Below are 14731 nucleotides of genomic sequence, written 5' to 3'. Positions count from 1 at the left end.
CTGGTGCTGTCAATTGCCAGGGAGAGCGGGCATCACCGAGGATCAAGCGCGCGACCTTGTTCGCCTGATCGGCACCGGCCGCAATTCGCTGCTCCGTGAGGCGCGGCAGCTGCTCCGGCAGCGCCTGGCTATTTTAGACCAAAGGTGCTCAGAGCACGGCTATCCCGTCGCCTTCTGCTGCCCGGCGGTCATCGCTTTGAGAGCTCGGACCACTTCTGCAGGTCCGGCGGGTTTCATCACTCTTACGCCAGACGAGAACGCTTCGGGGGTTTCCTCGACCCCCAAGCCGGAATAGACGATGAAAGGAACCGCCCGCCCTGCCAAGGTTTTTGCCGCGTCAACAGCCTCGCCGTCCGACAGCCTGACGTCCAGGATCGCTGCGGCGGGGGTATGGTCCGCAAGAAAACGTTTCGCCTGGGAACATGTCGCTGCCAATGCCACGGCAAAGCCCGCCTCCGAAAGAGTGGACTCCATATCCAGTGCTATCAAGGCTTCGTCGTCGACGACAAGGACCAAGGGTTTGCCCATGCGCGGATGATCGCACGTTTGTAGATGGAAGACGAGTCGAGGCTACGACCCTTTTAGGGTCCGTTTCCCGTACGCAGCGGGTCGAGATCGCGAGCAATGGGAACCAACTGATCCAAGCCGCATTATATTTGGTTGGACTGGACAAGGTGTTTGGGATGCATGAAGCAACACAGGCGACTGTTGTCGCCTTCGAAAACCCGGGAGTGTCCAGCAATGACAGTCTGGATTTCGATTACAAGGATTTCTTCGAAAACGGCGCCGTTGCCCTGCATCTGGTGAACGCAGACGGCGTGATCGTGCATGCCAACCAGGCTGAGCTCGACCTTCTCGGCTATCCCGCAGAGGACTACCTCGGTTGCCACATCGCCGAGTTCTATCCCGACCGGGACGTCATAGAGGACATTTTGGGTCGCCTTGCCAATGGCGAGAAGATCGTAAGATATCCGGCGCGATTGAGGGCCAGCGATGGATCGATCAAGCACGTCGAAGTCACCTCAAGCGGACATTTCCGGGACGGCAAGCTGATCAACACCCGGTGCTTCACGGTCGATGTAACCGACTTGGTGCACACCCGCTCGGAGCTCAGGCAGCATGACAGTACCTATCACCAGATACTCGACGGCCTACCCGTCGCCATCTACACGACCGATCAGGATGGGACGATCACCTATTACAACCGCGCCGCGGCCGATCTGGCAGGCAGGGAGCCTGAAATCGGCAAGGATAAATGGTGCGTGACGTTCAAGCTGTTCACTGCCGACGGCAAGGAATTGCCGCACGATGAATGCCCGATGGCCATCGCGCTCAAGGAGAACAGGCCGGTCCGCAATCAGGAAGCTGTTGCGCAGCGTCCCGATGGATCGTTTTTTCCGTTCCTGCCCTACCCGACACCCCTGCGGGACGAGCACGGCGCTCTGATTGGCGCCGTCAACATGCTGCTGGACCTGACGGACCGCCAACGTGCCGAAGAAACCAGGCAGCACCTTTCGGCGATCGTGGAATCCTCATTTGACGCTATCGTCAGCAAGGATCTCAACACCATCATAAAAAGCTGGAACCAGGGCGCCGAACGGCTTTTCGGCTATACCGCCGAGGAAGCGATTGGCCGGTCGGTGACCATGCTGATCCCCGAAGACCATCAGGACGAGGAACCCCGCATCCTCCAACGCATTCGCCGTGGCGAGCGCGTCGAACCATTCGAAACGACCCGCCAGCGCAAGGACGGCAGCCTGGTTCCGGTTTCGCTGACGATATCGCCCGTGCGTAACGCAACAGGGCAGATCACCGGCGCATCGAAGATAGCGCGAGACATCACGTCGGCGAAGGAGAATGAATATCGCATCCGCATGCTGATGCGCGAGGTCAACCACCGGGTGAAAAACCAGTATTCGGTCATCCTGTCGATGATCCGGGAGACCAACAAGCGATCGGAGACGCCAAAACAATTTGAAACCCAGGTGCGCGAGCGCATCATGGCGTTGTCACGATCTCACGACCTGCTTGTATCGGCGGATTGGAAGGGTGCCACGATCAGCGACCTTTTGGCGGCCCAGGTCGAGCCTTTCCCGCGGGGGGATTTGATCGAAATGTCGGGCCCATCATTGGTGCTCAGTCCCAACGCAGTTCAGTATCTCGGGATTGCCTTCCACGAACTGGCGACCAACTCGGCCAAATACGGGGTGCTCTCAGGGGACAAGGGCCGGATCTCGGTCACATGGGGCATCACCGGTTCCAGTGCTTCGAGGCTCTTTCACCTCACCTGGGTCGAAACCGATGGTCCGCAGGTTCAGACTGTCGGACAAGGTGGCTTTGGAACCGTGGTGCTGAAGCGGGTCGCGCCCGCAGCGGTTAGTGGGCAGGGAATTCTCGAACACGGTCCGCATGGCATAACATGGAGCTTGGAAGCGCCTTTGGCTTCCGTGGCAGCTTCTGCCGTCCATGAAGCTTAGAAGCAGGAAGCAGCCCTGCGACGAGCATTCGTCAATTGGAAGCCCTTGATGCGGCCTTCGTCGAGCGGAAACCCCGTTTCCGCTAAAGATCGCCAGAGCCATTGCTAAAGTCGACAGAGCAAATCACCGGCAGAGGGCGCATTTCGTTGCACGGAACGGGACAGGACCGGCGTAGCCAGAGGCGAGGTAACTATGGACATCGACGAGTTCCGTGCGACCCTTCAGGGAGTAGAGCCCCCGGCGAATCTTGGGATGGCGCTCCACGCTCTATGGTGGGATAGACAGGGCGATTGGGAGCGGGCGCATGAGTGTGTGCAGGCCAACGAATCTGATCCGGCCTCTGTATGGGTTCATGCCTATCTGCACCGCAAAGAAGGCGACCTTTCTAATGCAGCCTACTGGTACCGCCGCGCCGGGCAGCCTGTGGCAACTGGCAAGCTAGACGCAGAGTGGGAGTCGATTACAGAATCACTTCTTGCAGGATAGTGAGGGGTCGCCCAAGGGGCAGCCTAGCGCCTCATCGCCCCCGTAGAGGCGAAACTCACCTCCGCCCGATGGGATCGGCTGGAGCCCAGGAGGTCCGAACGTTTCCGCATAAATTGATGCAGCGAGATTGTTCTCGCGATTCCGTAAGGTCTCTGTTTAATAAGCTATATCTAATATTGACTACTTTCTGTCGCTCAAAAGTCGCAGACTTCATTTTACTGATCACCGTTAGCTTCTTGGTAGCTCTCATGACTATAAACCTCTTGCGGGCGAATAGCTTTCATGCTGCCTTCGCGCACTCAGGAATCAGGGAGCTTAGGCATGGCGGAGCGGATTGCGCGTGATGGGTTTTGGGTTTTGCATCTCGCGCGCTTGCCGCAAGTCGTGTCGCTTCGCTCCAGCACTTCCGCCTTGATGATCCTAACTGTTGCCCTTGCGCTGAGCGCCGCGCCGGCTCGGGCCGATGGCGGCAATGGTAGCAGCGCAGGCGCTGGACAAAGTGGCGTTGACGGCGCGCTCGCGAGTGCCACGGGTCAGAATGCCGCCAATGGCGCGACCGCTGGTGGCGGTGGTGGCGGCATTGACCTCACGACGGGTGACGGGGCGCCAGGAGGATCGGGAGCGGTAAGTGGGACAGCCAACAACCCAAATGGCGTTGCCGGTGCCACTGGTGCTACGGGTCTGGTCATCTCGACAGACGGGACCATTGCAACCAGCATCAGCGGCGGGGCCGGCGCTTTGGGCTCCCCTGGCACGAATGGCGTCGTCAGGAGCGGCGGCGGTGGCGGTGGCGGTGTGGGCGTCAGTGCCACGGCCGACCTTACAGTCACTGGCACAGGATCGGTGAGTGGTGGCACTGGCGGCCGAGGTGGGACCAATGGCAACAGCGGCAGCGGTGGTGGCGGCGTCGGCATATTCTCGTCCGCAAACGTGTTTGTAGAGGCGGGCGGCAGCGTTACCGGCGGCACGAGTCTCTCCACAATTGGGGTCCAAGCAGGTGGTGGCGGCGGCGCAGCTGCCATCGTCCTGATGGGCGGCGGGACAATCCAGAACAGCGGGAATCTGCTCGGGGGTGCCGGTGGAAGAACAGTTCTCGGCGGCGGTGGGGACGGTGGCGCCGCTGTTCTGCTGCTTTCAGGTGGAACCGTCATCAACAAGCTAGGTGCGACGATCGTTGGCGGCAGTGGCGGTCAGGGCTCCTTGGCAGGCGGCGATGGCGCCGCAGGGATCAAGGGCGCCAACATCGCGGTCATCAATGCGGGTACGATCAGCGGCGGTGCCGTCGGCACCGGTGGCGGAACGCCGGCAGCCGGCAAAGCCATCCAGTTCACCGGCGGCGTCAATTCGCTGGAGATTCAGGCCGGCTCCACCATCGCAGGCAATGTGGTCGCTTTCAGCGCCGCGGATACATTCAAGCTGGGTGGCGATATCAGCGCCAGTTTCGGTGTGTCGCAGATCGGCGCTGGCGCCAAATATGACGGGTTTGGGTTCTACGAGAAAACCGGAAACAGCACCTGGACCCTAACGGGGACGACAACTGCCGTCACGCCTTGGACCTTGTCCGGCGGGATCCTGCAGATTTCGAACAATGACAATCTGGGCGCCCTCTCGGGCGGCTTGACCTTCGACGGCGGCACGTTGCGCACGACCACCAGCTTCGCCACCAATCGCAATGTCCTGATCAATTCGACCGGCGGGTTCGACACGGTGGCAGGCACGCAGTTGGACGTGTCAGGCCAGGTGACCGGCACCGGCACACTGGTCAAGAGCGGCGCCGGCACCCTCAACGTCACCAATTTGTCCAACAGCTATACGGGTGGCAACATCGTCAATGCAGGAACGCTTGCCGGCAACACCGTGGCGATCCGTGGCGATATCCTGGACAACGGCGCTGTCTCGTTTCTCGACCTCGGCCCCCACACCTTCGGCGGAAATATCTCCGGCTCGGGCAGCGTCGACATCGAAGGCTTCGGCACGCTGACGCTGACCGGTGCCAACACCCACAGCGGCGGCACGAAGGTCGGGACCGGCAAAAGCATCTCGGTCGCGTCGGACCAGAATCTGGGTGCCGCGACGGGCCTGCTGACACTCGACGGCGGCGAACTCGGCACGACAGCAAGCTTCGCCATGAGCCGCGATGTCAACCTCACTTCCGCCTATGGCTACTTCCGCGCGGCGGCGGGTACGACGCTGACCGCCAATGGCGAGCTGAGCGGCGTGGGCGGCGTCTACAAGGAGGGCGCCGGCACCCTGGTGCTCAAGGGCGACAGTACCTATTCCGGCCGCACCACCGTCGACAGCGGCAAGCTTATCGTCGAGGGCTCGCTCGGCAGCACCGAAACGACGGTCAACAGCGGCGGCACGCTGGGCGGCTCCGGCTCGATCGGCGGCGCGGTGATCGTCGCCGATGGCGGTGTGCTGGCGCCGGGGTCCAGCCCTGGCACGCTTACGGTCGGATCGCTCAGCCTGAGCTCCGGTTCTATGCTCGACTACGAGCTCGGCCAGGCGGGCATTGTCGGCGGCGGTGTCAACGACCTGATCGAGGTGACCGGCGCGCTGACGCTGGACGGCAGCCTCAACATCACCGATGTCGGCGGCTTCGGGCCTGGCGTCTACCGGCTAATCAATTATGGCGGCGCACTCACCGACAATGGTCTCGAGCTCGGCAATCTGCCGGCCGGTGTCACGGCCGCCGACCTGACGGTGCAGACCTCCGTCGCCAACCAGGTCAATCTCGTCAGCAGCGTCGGCACCGACTTGCTCTTCTGGGATGGTGACGCGGCCGGCAATGCCAACAATGATCTGGTCGACGGCGGCAACGGCACGTGGACGGCGACAAGCCTGAACTGGACGACGAGCACCGGCCTGGTAACTGGCGCGATGAAGCCGCAGCCCGGCTTCGCCATCTTCCAGACGCTCGGCGGCACCGTCATCGCCGACGGCAGCGCCGGCGCGCTTGCGATTACGGGCATGCAATTCGCCGCCGATGGCTACCGCATCGAAGGCGACGCCATCACGCTTGATGGCGCTGGCGGCGAGAGCATCATTCGGGTCGGCGACGGCACGGTGGCCGGAGCAGGTTACACCGCCACCATCGCCTCCGTGCTAACCGGGACCAGCAGCCTGACCAAGACCGATGCGGGCACGCTGGTGCTGTCCGGCGCCAACACCTACACGGGCGGCACCACCGTCCTGGGCGGCGTGCTATCTGTTTCAGCCGACAACAATCTCGGCGTTGCCGCTGGCGGCCTAACGCTCTCCGGCGGGACGCTGCGCAACACAGCGGCGTTCAGCTCGGCGCGCGACGTCACGCTTTCGTCGGCCGGCGGCACCTTCGACACTGTGGCCGACCTGACCTTGTCCGGTGCGATCTCTGGCGCTGGCAGCCTTGCCAAGACCGGCGCCGGCACGCTGACGCTTACGGGAACGAACAGCTATGGCGGCAACACGTTGGTCAGCGCTGGCACGCTGGTCGGCGATGCAACCTCGATTCGTGGCGACATCGGCAATTCCGGCACTGTCGTGTTCGACCAGGCGGCGGACGCCAGCTTCGCCGGCGATATCTCCGGCACCGGCGCAATGATGAAGGATGGCGCCGGCGTGCTGACGCTGTCAGGCACGTCGCTGCTGGACTGGACCGTGAATCAAGGCGGCCTCGTCTCGGCAGCCGAGCGCTTCGGTGGCGATGTCGCGATCGGCGCCGGCGCCTCCTTCACATTCGACCAAGTCGCCTCCGCCAGCTATGCCGGCGTGTTCTCGGGCGCCGGTACGTTCATCAAGGACGGCCAAGGCACGCTGCTGCTTGCGTTGGACAACTCAGGCTTTACCGGCGCCACTACGGTCAGCGGCGGCACGCTTGCCGCGGGCGCTGCGAACGCGTTCAGTTCCTCCTCGCAGTTTTCCGTCGCCTCGGGCGCCACGCTCGATCTTGCCGGCACGTCCCAGACGATTGCGGGGCTGAGCAACGCCGGAACGGTGCGCATCGCGGGTGGCGTCCCAGGCGACACACTTACCGTAAGCGGCGAATATGTCGGCAATAGCGGCGCCGTCGTTCTCAACGCTGCGCTCGGTGGTGACGGTTCGCCGACAGACATGCTGGTGATCGCCGGCAACACGTCAGGGACGGGTACCCTTCAGGTCGTCAATTTCGGCGGGTCGGGCGCCCAAACGGTCGGAGGCATCAAGATCGTCGACGTCGGCGGCGTCTCGAACGGCAGCTTCTCGCTCGACGGCAATTATACCTTCGAAGGCGATGCAGCGGTCGTCGCGGGCGCCTACGCATACAGGCTCTACAAGAACGGCGTCAGCACACCGGCCGATGGCGATTGGTATCTGCGCTCGGCCCTGGTCAACGGCGATCCCGATCCGCAGCCACTCTATTCGCCCGGCGTGCCGCTGTACGAGGCCTATGAAGGGGTGCTGCAGGCCTTCAATGAACTGGGCACCATGCAGCAACGCATTGGCAATCGGTCGTGGGGCGAGGGTGCTACGCCGCAAGGTGCGGACCTGCCAGGCCAGGGCTCGGTCGACGGCAAGGCGATATGGGCGCGCATCGAAGCTGCCCATGCCGAGATCAAGCCGGAGACGTCGACCTCCGGCACGAACTATGACGTGACCACCTGGAAGCTGCAGGCCGGCGTCGATGGCCTGCTGCACGAAAGCGACGCCGGTACCCTGATCGGAGGGATTACGGCCCACTACGGAACCGCGTCGTCGGACGTCTCCTCGATCTTCGGGGCAGGGTCGATCGCTGCCACCGGCTACGGCGTCGGCAGCACGCTCACCTGGTTCGGCAGCGGTGGCTTCTACGTCGACGCGCAGGCTGAGGCGACATGGTATGACAGTGACATCCGGTCGGCCACGCTGGGCACCACGCTTGCGGACAGCAACAACGGTTTCGGCTACGGGCTGAGCATCGAGACTGGACAGAAGATCGCCCTCAACGGCAACTGGTCGCTGACGCCGCAAGCCCAGCTTGCCTATTCGTCGGTCGACTTCGACACGTTCACCGACCCGTTTGGCGCCATCGTGTCGCCCGGCAGCAGCAACAGTCTCGTTGGCCGGCTCGGCCTCTCCGCGGACTATGAAGACCAGTGGGTGGACGATGCCGGGCAGGTAAGCCGTACGCACATCTATGGGCTCGGCAACCTTTACTACGACTTCCTCGACGGAAATGATGTCGATGTGTCTGGCACGAAGCTGGTCAGCGAAAATCAGGCGCTGTGGGGCGGTGTCGGCCTTGGTGGCTCGCTGAGCTGGGCGGACGGCCGCTACGCCGTCTTCGGAGAAGGGACAGCGCGGACAAGCCTCAAGGATTTTGGCGATAGCCACGCCCTGGGCGCCAAGCTCGGGTTCGCTGTGAAATGGTAGCGGCGATCAAGCTGGACATGTCGACTTTGGCTTGAGGGTTGTGTCCGGCACGGCTATGGAATCCGGACTTGCGGGCCACCTGGCTCGTCGGCCCTCGGACGTTTCCTTACCGGCTGCCGGCATCAAGTACCAGGCTCGAATCCGAAGCACCCTGGCGCTCGATCACAGGGATGCCAGCGCGCTGGACATGCGCTCCAGCCCTTGGCGCAACAGGGGACGCGGGCAGCCGACATTCAGGCGGATGAAGCCTTCGCCGCCAGGCCCATAGACGCGGCCGTCATAGAGATTAACCCCGGCCCGAACTGCTGCTGCGGGTAGCCGGTTGATGAACTTGCCAGCCGAAAGCGTTTGCGCAAGGCAAAACAGCCGGTCGGCCCCGCGCCTCTTTCCCCTACGCAAGAGGTGCGGGCGATGTCGCGGGCTTCAGTCCTTGTGCGGGACGATATAGCGACGGCTCACCGAATCCGCCCCTGTGCCCCGCGTGACGACAATGGTCCTGTATCCCGCGGGAACGGAACCTGTAGCCATCGGATCGATTAAACGGCATCGACCGACAATCTCTCCGTTGGGCGCGTCCGCGAGCCTCCTCGCTAGCGTCAACTGGCATGTGTCAAGGGATCCGAAAACGGCCGGTGATGTACCGAGTGGTTCGCAGACTCCCTGGCCGGGGCTGCCAGAAAGCAAAACTAGCACAGCAGCCGTTACCGGATCCATTTTTGAAGCTCCCTCCGCGAATGAGCCTCAACGCGCTATGTCGCAGTTTGTTTCATTAAGCCCGGTTGTGCCGAGCCCGGCCAGCAGGGGCAGGAAGCCATGCCCACTATATCGCGCTGCCGGAATCGCCAGACGCCGGCAGCAACCAGCGAGATGACAAGGCGCGGATGTAGAGCGGGACGAAGCTTATATCAGTGGTGGGTCTTTCGATCCGCCGGCGTAAGCGCTTCGTCTATTTGTTGGCGCAGGCGGGTGAGGTCGTCCAACCGAAAATCAAGCGGCAGTTCCGCTCCACTCTCCAATCGGAGAAAGATGGCTACAGTGCCGTCCTCTTTCATGGCCAGTTGAGTGCTCGTTATAGAAATGCCCTGCAGTTTTGGTGTCATTTCGGCAGGAAGAGTGGCGACGAGCTTTCCCATCTCGACCGAGAGGGCAGCAATTGCCAAAGGAACACATTGTGCGGAGAAATCGAGTTGGAATCTCTTTGTGTCGATTGATCCAAATGTGACCGACACCGTGCCTAAGGCGGCGTCGATCCCAGATGCTAAAACTACATCCAGAACCGGAGCCTTCATAACCGTGTCCGCCATGGCGTTCCCCCGCTTTGTTGAATCGCAGCAAATCATCATCCCTGCGCCGGCACAAGGACACGCCCAACGCTCCCCGCCAACCATGGGATCTACGCCTTGTCGACAAGTCGCGTCTTCCGCTTCGGCGCTACGTAGCTCTCCACTAAGCGAGCGTGGAAATTCGAACTCGGCGCAATGATAACCCACAAAGACCAAATCTTGCCGTCTATGGTTATGGGAGGGGTTAGTACCAGCAAGGTCCGCGGGATTTGCGGCGTGCGATCCTTCATGAACGTGGATCCCAATCGGGATAGATCTTGGCGGACAGCCTAAAGCCGATTGATGACGAGGCATGGGCGCATTGCATTCTGACTCCGGAGATGGTTGCGAAGCTCTCCGCCTAACCGCTCCGCATCGCAAACGACAGAACCCCGCCAAGTGTGGGGTTTTGTTGTGGCAGGCGGGCGGAACCGGAACGCTCTTAAACCGTTTAAAGCCCATAAGGGACGGCAACGGAAAGATAGAAGATCATGAATAAGATTGTATCGGGTATGCTGGCGGCCACGCTGTCAGTTTCGTTCGCGGCCACCGCCGCTGTGCCTGCAGGTGCAGCGCAAATGTTCACGCCGCAGGCGCCTTCGGCGTCGTCCGATGTGCAGGCGGTGGACTACAAGCCGTGGATGAAGCATCACGGCGATCGCAATTTCTCGCGCTACAACAATGACGGCCCCTACTGGAACGGCCATCGCGGCTCGCGCCATTACCGACACGGCTATCGCCGCCACGGCGATTTCTGGTTCCCCGCCGGAGCATTCATTGCCGGCGCCCTGATTACCGGCGCGCTCAACAACAACCATCGCGTCTACCGGGGTGGCGATTCGCATGTGCAGTGGTGCTACGATCACTACCGCAGCTACCGCGCCTCGGACAACACCTACCAGCCGAACTACGGCCCTCGTCGGGAGTGCAATTCTCCCTACTGAGATTTTTGACCGAAATGAGAACCCCGCTTCGGCGGGGTTTTTCTTTGTGTGAGGCGTGACGGCGAATTAGGGTTACGAGACCCGACATCGCTGTGAGGGATAAACAAATGCTCCGCCGCCACGAGACTCAAGATATCCGGCTGGGCAAGGTTCCGATCAATGGCGATGGCGGAGAGAGCGGGATTCGAACCCGCGTTACGGTCTCCCGTAAACACACTTTCCAGGCGTGCGCCTTCAACCACTCGGCCACCTCTCCGTCCTTGCATTCGCGCCGGCCGGTTTTGCCACGCGGGTTGGGGAGATGCATCCCTTTGGGATTTGCGGGAAGACCCGCTTGATGGACACCGCCAACCAGCGGATGCCCTTCCCGGCGCCCGTCAATCAAACAGGCGCGGGGCTCATCTAGTCGATCCGGCGCCGAATGCCAAGCCATAACGGCAGTCTATTCGCTTTGCCGGCCATGCATCGTTTCGCGGGGCGTTGAACGGCTCCGCTTCTAAGGCGCTTCGGTTCTGAATGGTGTGCACGGGCAAGGCGGCAGGGCCGGCCGCGCTTGACTTCGCCCCTCGCCACCTGTCGAGTGCGGCGGAGGCTTTGCGGGGGCAACGTCCAGACATGACATCGAGCCATGAACAGCCAGCCAGCGGAACGCCGGCCGGAGGCATGCCAGGCGGGCTGACGCCCGCAGGGCGTCCGGACAGCGGGCTGTCCTTCGTGCCCGTGGTCTGGCTCCTCTTCGTGATGGCATGGTCGGTCTACTGGCTGGTCTCGGCGCGGTGGCTGTTCGAGAGTTCCGGCCTGCCGGACAGGGTCTTCTATTTCGTGCTTGGCGGACTGGCCTTCGACATCGTCACCATCGTGTGGGGGCTTTATCTGCTCGGCCTCGCCTTCAGCCGTTCCGCGCGCTTTCCGCGTCATTTCACCATCTGGCAGATCACCACCATGGCCTGGCGGCTGGCCGAGCAGGTCTATGCGCTGACCGTGCCCGATTTCACCGTCTCCGCCAGGGAGCTTGCGATCGCCGCCACCGAAATCGTCATCGGCCTGTTTTGCATTTACCTGCTGCGCCGCCGCGACGAGGCCAAGGCCTTTTATGCAAGGCCGGAAGCGCAGGCACCGTCAGCCTTTAGTTCGATCGTCGCCGCGCTGGCCGGCATCACCCTCGGCGCCGTCGTCGGCGCCGTCGCCGGCTTCGCGCTCGGCGCGGGGATCGCCGAAGCCACCGACATCAGCTGTTTCGAAGGCGGCTGCGGCTACTTCGCGGTGTTCATCGGCCTTGCCGGGCTGGTGGTCGGGGCCATTGGCGGCGGCGTCCTCGGCGTCTGGCTCGTCCATCGGCGGAGCCGAAAGGTGGCCATATAGGCGGGCGATAGGCTTCAAATTCGCGTATGGTGATTGCACGCCGGGCGTGCGCATTCTATTCCTCGCCTTGACCGGAAGGTCCTCGGGAGGAACTTGAGGACCGGGGAAGATTTCGATGTTGCGTTTTTTGTTTCGCCTCGCGGCCATGATCGCACTCTCGGTCGCCGTCATCATGGCCGTGCTCGACGCGACGCGCTCGGTGGCGGCTTCCACATTGGTCATGACGCCGCTGAATTCGAGCTGGCTGGCGGTTTCGCCCGACACCCGCGCGGCCTTCGAGACCTTCGTGCGCGCCAAGGTCAATCCGATGATATGGGATGGCGGCATCGCCTGGGTGCTTGCCCAGCCGGGGTTTGCCGTGTTCGCGGTGCTTGCCTTCATCCTCTATGCGATCGGCTACCGGCGCCGGCGGCGCGGCGGAGAGTTCGCGCCGGGCTGATGGGTTGTCCCAGCGGACTGCGACGACAATGCGGCAATCGTCCACAGCTGTCACCGCATTGGGCATGTTTTTCCAACGGGGGGCATGCTTTTCCAAAAGGTCAAAATTCCGCGTGAATTTTGTTTCGGGCCGTGCCAGATTGCCTTGAGCGGGAGGGGAGTACACTCCTGGCTGATGCCGCATGCCTGCCGGAGAACCGGGCAGACGGGCGGCGCGTAACGGAAAAAAATAACCGACAGGGTGTGGATCACATGAAACGTATCGTTCTCGGCCTCCTGGCCGCAACCGCAATGGTTCTTCCGGCTTTCGCCGCGGATGTCCAGCCGGCCATCCTCTACGATCTCGGCGGCAAGTTCGACAAATCCTTCAACGAGGCTGCCTATCACGGCGCCGAAAAGTTCAAGACCGAGACCGGCACCGCCTATGTCGAGTTCGAAGTGTCGAACGCCTCGCAACGCGAGCAGGCGCTGCGCCGCTTCGCCGAAGACGGCCGCAACCCGATCGTCATGGCCGGCTTTGCCTGGGAAGATGCGCTGAAGGTGGTCGCGAAGGAATATCCCGATCTCAACTTCGCCATCATCGACGATGCCGTCGATATGCCCAATGTCCGCTCGCTGGTCTTCAAGGAAAACGAAGGCTCCTATCTCGTCGGCATCCTGGCGGCGATGGCCTCGAAGTCCAAGAAGGTCTCCTTCATCGGCGGCATGGACATTCCGCTGATCCGCAAGTTCGAATGCGGCTATGTCGGCGGCGCCAAGGCGGCCGGTGCGACCGATGTCATCCAGAACATGACCGGTGACACGCCCGCGGCGTGGAACGATCCGGCCAAGGGCGGCGAGATCGCCAAGACGCAGATCGACCAGGGCTCCGACGTGGTCTATGCCGCGGCCGGCGGCACCGGCGTCGGCGTGCTGCAGGCGGCGGCGGATGCCGGCAAGCTCGGCATCGGCGTCGATTCCAACCAGAACGGCCTGCAGCCCGGCAAGGTGCTGACCTCGATGCTGAAGCGCGTCGACGTGGCGGTCTACACCGCCTTCATGGACGGCAAGAACGGCACCTTCAAAGGCGGCCTGCAAAATCTCGGCCTCAAGGAAGGCGGTGTCGACTACGCCATGGACGACAACAACAAGGCGCTGGTCACCGACGAGATGAAGGCTGCCGTCGAAAAGGCCAAGGCCGACATCATCGCCGGCACGATCCAGGTGCACGACTACACCGCCGACAACGCCTGCCCGTATTGATTGATAAGAATTCGCTTACGAACCGCCGGGTGAAAGCCCGGCGGTTTGTTTGAGGGCTTTAAAGGACGTTGAGGATTGGCGGAGGTCTCGGCGACGTCCGATCTCCCCCCTTGCGGGGGAGATGCCTGGCAAGGCAGAGGGGGGTGCTGTCCCTCGGCCTAACAGCCAATTACGGTTTTCATTCTGGAGCCATTCAGGTTGGCGATCCTTGACACCCCCCTCTGGCCTGCCGGCCATCTCCCCCGCAAGGGGGGAGATCGGCAGTTCCGGCGTTGCGGGTCCTTCTTCGCAAGAATCCATATGCGATTGCCTTGGACGTCAGGGCAGAAGCGCACCGCCGGTCGACAACAAGCCCAAGAGATAACCCAGCGCAAACACCACCATCAGCGTAATGGCGATAGCGAAGCCGCGTCGGCCACCGAGCGAATGCACGCCGACGCCATAGGGCTTCCGCTCCAGTCTGCCGATCACCGGCTTCGCTTCGTCCTGGCCAACCACACGCATCTGCGGCAGTTCGGCGATGCGTTGCGAAATCAGCCGCCAGCGATCGCCGTCGCCCGAGGGCCGCCCCATGCGGTCGAAGACATGCATGCGCTCGGCCAGCCGCATCACCGTGTCGCGGAAGGCGGGATCGATCTCCAGGTCGCGCTCGGCACGCTCGCGGTCGCGATCGTTCATCAGGCCAAGCACATAGTCGCCCGCCCGCGCAACGCGATCGCTTTCACCGGCCATCGGCTTCTCCTTGTTACCAGTGCGGGGGTTTGGTTATCGGCACGTCGGGGGCCGACTGTTCCTCCAGCGCCATGAAGCGCCCGGTCAGCGCATCGAGCTTGCGCTGCATGCGTTCGATCGCCGTCCACTGCTCGGCGATCTGGCCCGACAGTTCCTCGATGGTCTTTTCCTGCTCGGCGGCGCGGATTTCCAGCGTCGTCAGCCGGTCGACAGGCATGATCATTCGAAACTCCCCAGGTCCTGGTGCACGCAGTTGCAGCATGATGCGACTGTTGAGCCTTGCATATTAGTGAATGTGAAGGTCTGCGGCCACGTTCGAAATTGACAAGCGCACCGGGATTTGTCGAGAGTGGCCACT

Annotated in this window: 11 protein-coding genes and 1 tRNA gene; 7 read left to right on the top strand and 5 right to left on the bottom strand. The window is 62.3% G+C overall.

Translation table 11 applies throughout. The annotated features are described in order from the left end of the window. Positions 1-159 precede the first annotated feature (159 nt). Positions 160-528: a response regulator gene (locus NKI46_RS02320; protein WP_023737601.1), complete on the bottom strand. Its 369-nt coding sequence runs from the start codon at positions 526-528 to the stop codon at positions 160-162. A gap of 155 nt (positions 529-683) precedes the next feature. Between NKI46_RS02320 and NKI46_RS02315 the strand changes: the two genes are divergently transcribed. The 3 genes from NKI46_RS02315 (at position 684) to NKI46_RS02305 (ending at position 8333) form a co-directional block, all read left to right on the top strand. Continuing rightward, the gene (locus NKI46_RS02315; protein ID WP_352461141.1) at positions 684-2477 is read left to right on the top strand and encodes a PAS domain S-box protein; all 1794 of its coding nucleotides are present in this window, start codon (positions 684-686) and stop codon (positions 2475-2477) included. Positions 2478-2669: 192 nt separating this feature from the next. After that, entirely contained in the window at positions 2670-2963 is a 294-nt protein-coding gene (locus NKI46_RS02310; protein WP_023704064.1) for a hypothetical protein, read from the top strand. 414 nt (positions 2964-3377) lie between these two features. Next, positions 3378-8333, top strand: coding sequence for an autotransporter outer membrane beta-barrel domain-containing protein (locus tag NKI46_RS02305; protein WP_352744535.1), 4956 nt, complete (start codon positions 3378-3380; stop codon positions 8331-8333). Positions 8334-9238: 905 nt separating this feature from the next. On the opposite strand, the gene NKI46_RS02300 is transcribed toward NKI46_RS02305, so the two are convergent. Next, positions 9239-9637 (bottom strand): hypothetical protein, encoded by a 399-nt coding sequence (locus tag NKI46_RS02300; protein ID WP_352461139.1) that lies wholly within the window; start codon positions 9635-9637, stop codon positions 9239-9241. Positions 9638-10146: 509 nt separating this feature from the next. Here NKI46_RS02300 and NKI46_RS02295 point away from each other — a divergent pair. Next, complete coding sequence (locus NKI46_RS02295) at positions 10147-10599, top strand: BA14K family protein (RefSeq protein ID WP_352744533.1); 453 nt, start codon at positions 10147-10149, stop codon at positions 10597-10599. Positions 10600-10765: 166 nt separating this feature from the next. On the opposite strand, the gene NKI46_RS02290 is transcribed toward NKI46_RS02295, so the two are convergent. Then, positions 10766-10855 (bottom strand) — tRNA-Ser (locus tag NKI46_RS02290). Positions 10856-11214: 359 nt separating this feature from the next. On the opposite strand from NKI46_RS02290, the gene NKI46_RS02285 reads away from it, so the two are divergent. The 3 genes from NKI46_RS02285 to NKI46_RS02275 all read left to right on the top strand — a co-directional run bounded on the left by NKI46_RS02285 (position 11215) and on the right by NKI46_RS02275 (position 13641). Then, the gene (locus tag NKI46_RS02285; RefSeq protein WP_352744530.1) at positions 11215-11961 is read left to right on the top strand and encodes a hypothetical protein; all 747 of its coding nucleotides are present in this window, start codon (positions 11215-11217) and stop codon (positions 11959-11961) included. A 115-nt stretch (positions 11962-12076) separates the two neighbouring features. After that, positions 12077-12400, top strand: coding sequence for a hypothetical protein (locus NKI46_RS02280; protein ID WP_023683176.1), 324 nt, complete (start codon positions 12077-12079; stop codon positions 12398-12400). A gap of 251 nt (positions 12401-12651) precedes the next feature. Beyond that, positions 12652-13641: a BMP family lipoprotein gene (locus NKI46_RS02275; protein WP_023683177.1), complete on the top strand. Its 990-nt coding sequence runs from the start codon at positions 12652-12654 to the stop codon at positions 13639-13641. A gap of 318 nt (positions 13642-13959) precedes the next feature. Here the strand turns inward: NKI46_RS02275 and NKI46_RS02270 are convergent, their stop codons facing one another. Together NKI46_RS02270 and NKI46_RS02265 are read right to left on the bottom strand one after the other, a co-directional pair. Beyond that, the gene (locus tag NKI46_RS02270; RefSeq protein WP_352744527.1) at positions 13960-14373 is read right to left on the bottom strand and encodes a hypothetical protein; all 414 of its coding nucleotides are present in this window, start codon (positions 14371-14373) and stop codon (positions 13960-13962) included. A 13-nt stretch (positions 14374-14386) separates the two neighbouring features. Further along, complete coding sequence (locus NKI46_RS02265) at positions 14387-14593, bottom strand: SlyX family protein (protein ID WP_196813821.1); 207 nt, start codon at positions 14591-14593, stop codon at positions 14387-14389. Positions 14594-14731 lie beyond the last annotated feature (138 nt).

It is taken from the genome of Mesorhizobium sp. M0615 (assembly GCF_040320805.1).
Taxonomy (GTDB): Bacteria; Pseudomonadota; Alphaproteobacteria; order Rhizobiales; family Rhizobiaceae; genus Mesorhizobium.
Note: the sequence above shows the minus strand (reverse complement) of the source record. Positions and strands in the feature narration are given on the sequence as shown.

What these genes read in the sequence shown, in the direction of transcription:
- NKI46_RS02320 (WP_023737601.1), bottom strand. Translation starts at nt 528, where the DNA reads ATGGGCAAACCCTTGGTCCTTGTCGTCGACGACGAAGCCTTGATAGCA.
- NKI46_RS02315 (WP_352461141.1), top strand. Translation starts at nt 684, where the DNA reads ATGCATGAAGCAACACAGGCGACTGTTGTCGCCTTCGAAAACCCGGGA.
- NKI46_RS02310 (WP_023704064.1), top strand. Translation starts at nt 2,670, where the DNA reads ATGGACATCGACGAGTTCCGTGCGACCCTTCAGGGAGTAGAGCCCCCG.
- NKI46_RS02305 (WP_352744535.1), top strand. Translation starts at nt 3,378, where the DNA reads ATGATCCTAACTGTTGCCCTTGCGCTGAGCGCCGCGCCGGCTCGGGCC.
- NKI46_RS02300 (WP_352461139.1), bottom strand. Translation starts at nt 9,637, where the DNA reads ATGGCGGACACGGTTATGAAGGCTCCGGTTCTGGATGTAGTTTTAGCA.
- NKI46_RS02295 (WP_352744533.1), top strand. Translation starts at nt 10,147, where the DNA reads ATGAATAAGATTGTATCGGGTATGCTGGCGGCCACGCTGTCAGTTTCG.
- NKI46_RS02285 (WP_352744530.1), top strand. Translation starts at nt 11,215, where the DNA reads ATGACATCGAGCCATGAACAGCCAGCCAGCGGAACGCCGGCCGGAGGC.
- NKI46_RS02280 (WP_023683176.1), top strand. Translation starts at nt 12,077, where the DNA reads ATGTTGCGTTTTTTGTTTCGCCTCGCGGCCATGATCGCACTCTCGGTC.
- NKI46_RS02275 (WP_023683177.1), top strand. Translation starts at nt 12,652, where the DNA reads ATGAAACGTATCGTTCTCGGCCTCCTGGCCGCAACCGCAATGGTTCTT.
- NKI46_RS02270 (WP_352744527.1), bottom strand. Translation starts at nt 14,373, where the DNA reads ATGGCCGGTGAAAGCGATCGCGTTGCGCGGGCGGGCGACTATGTGCTT.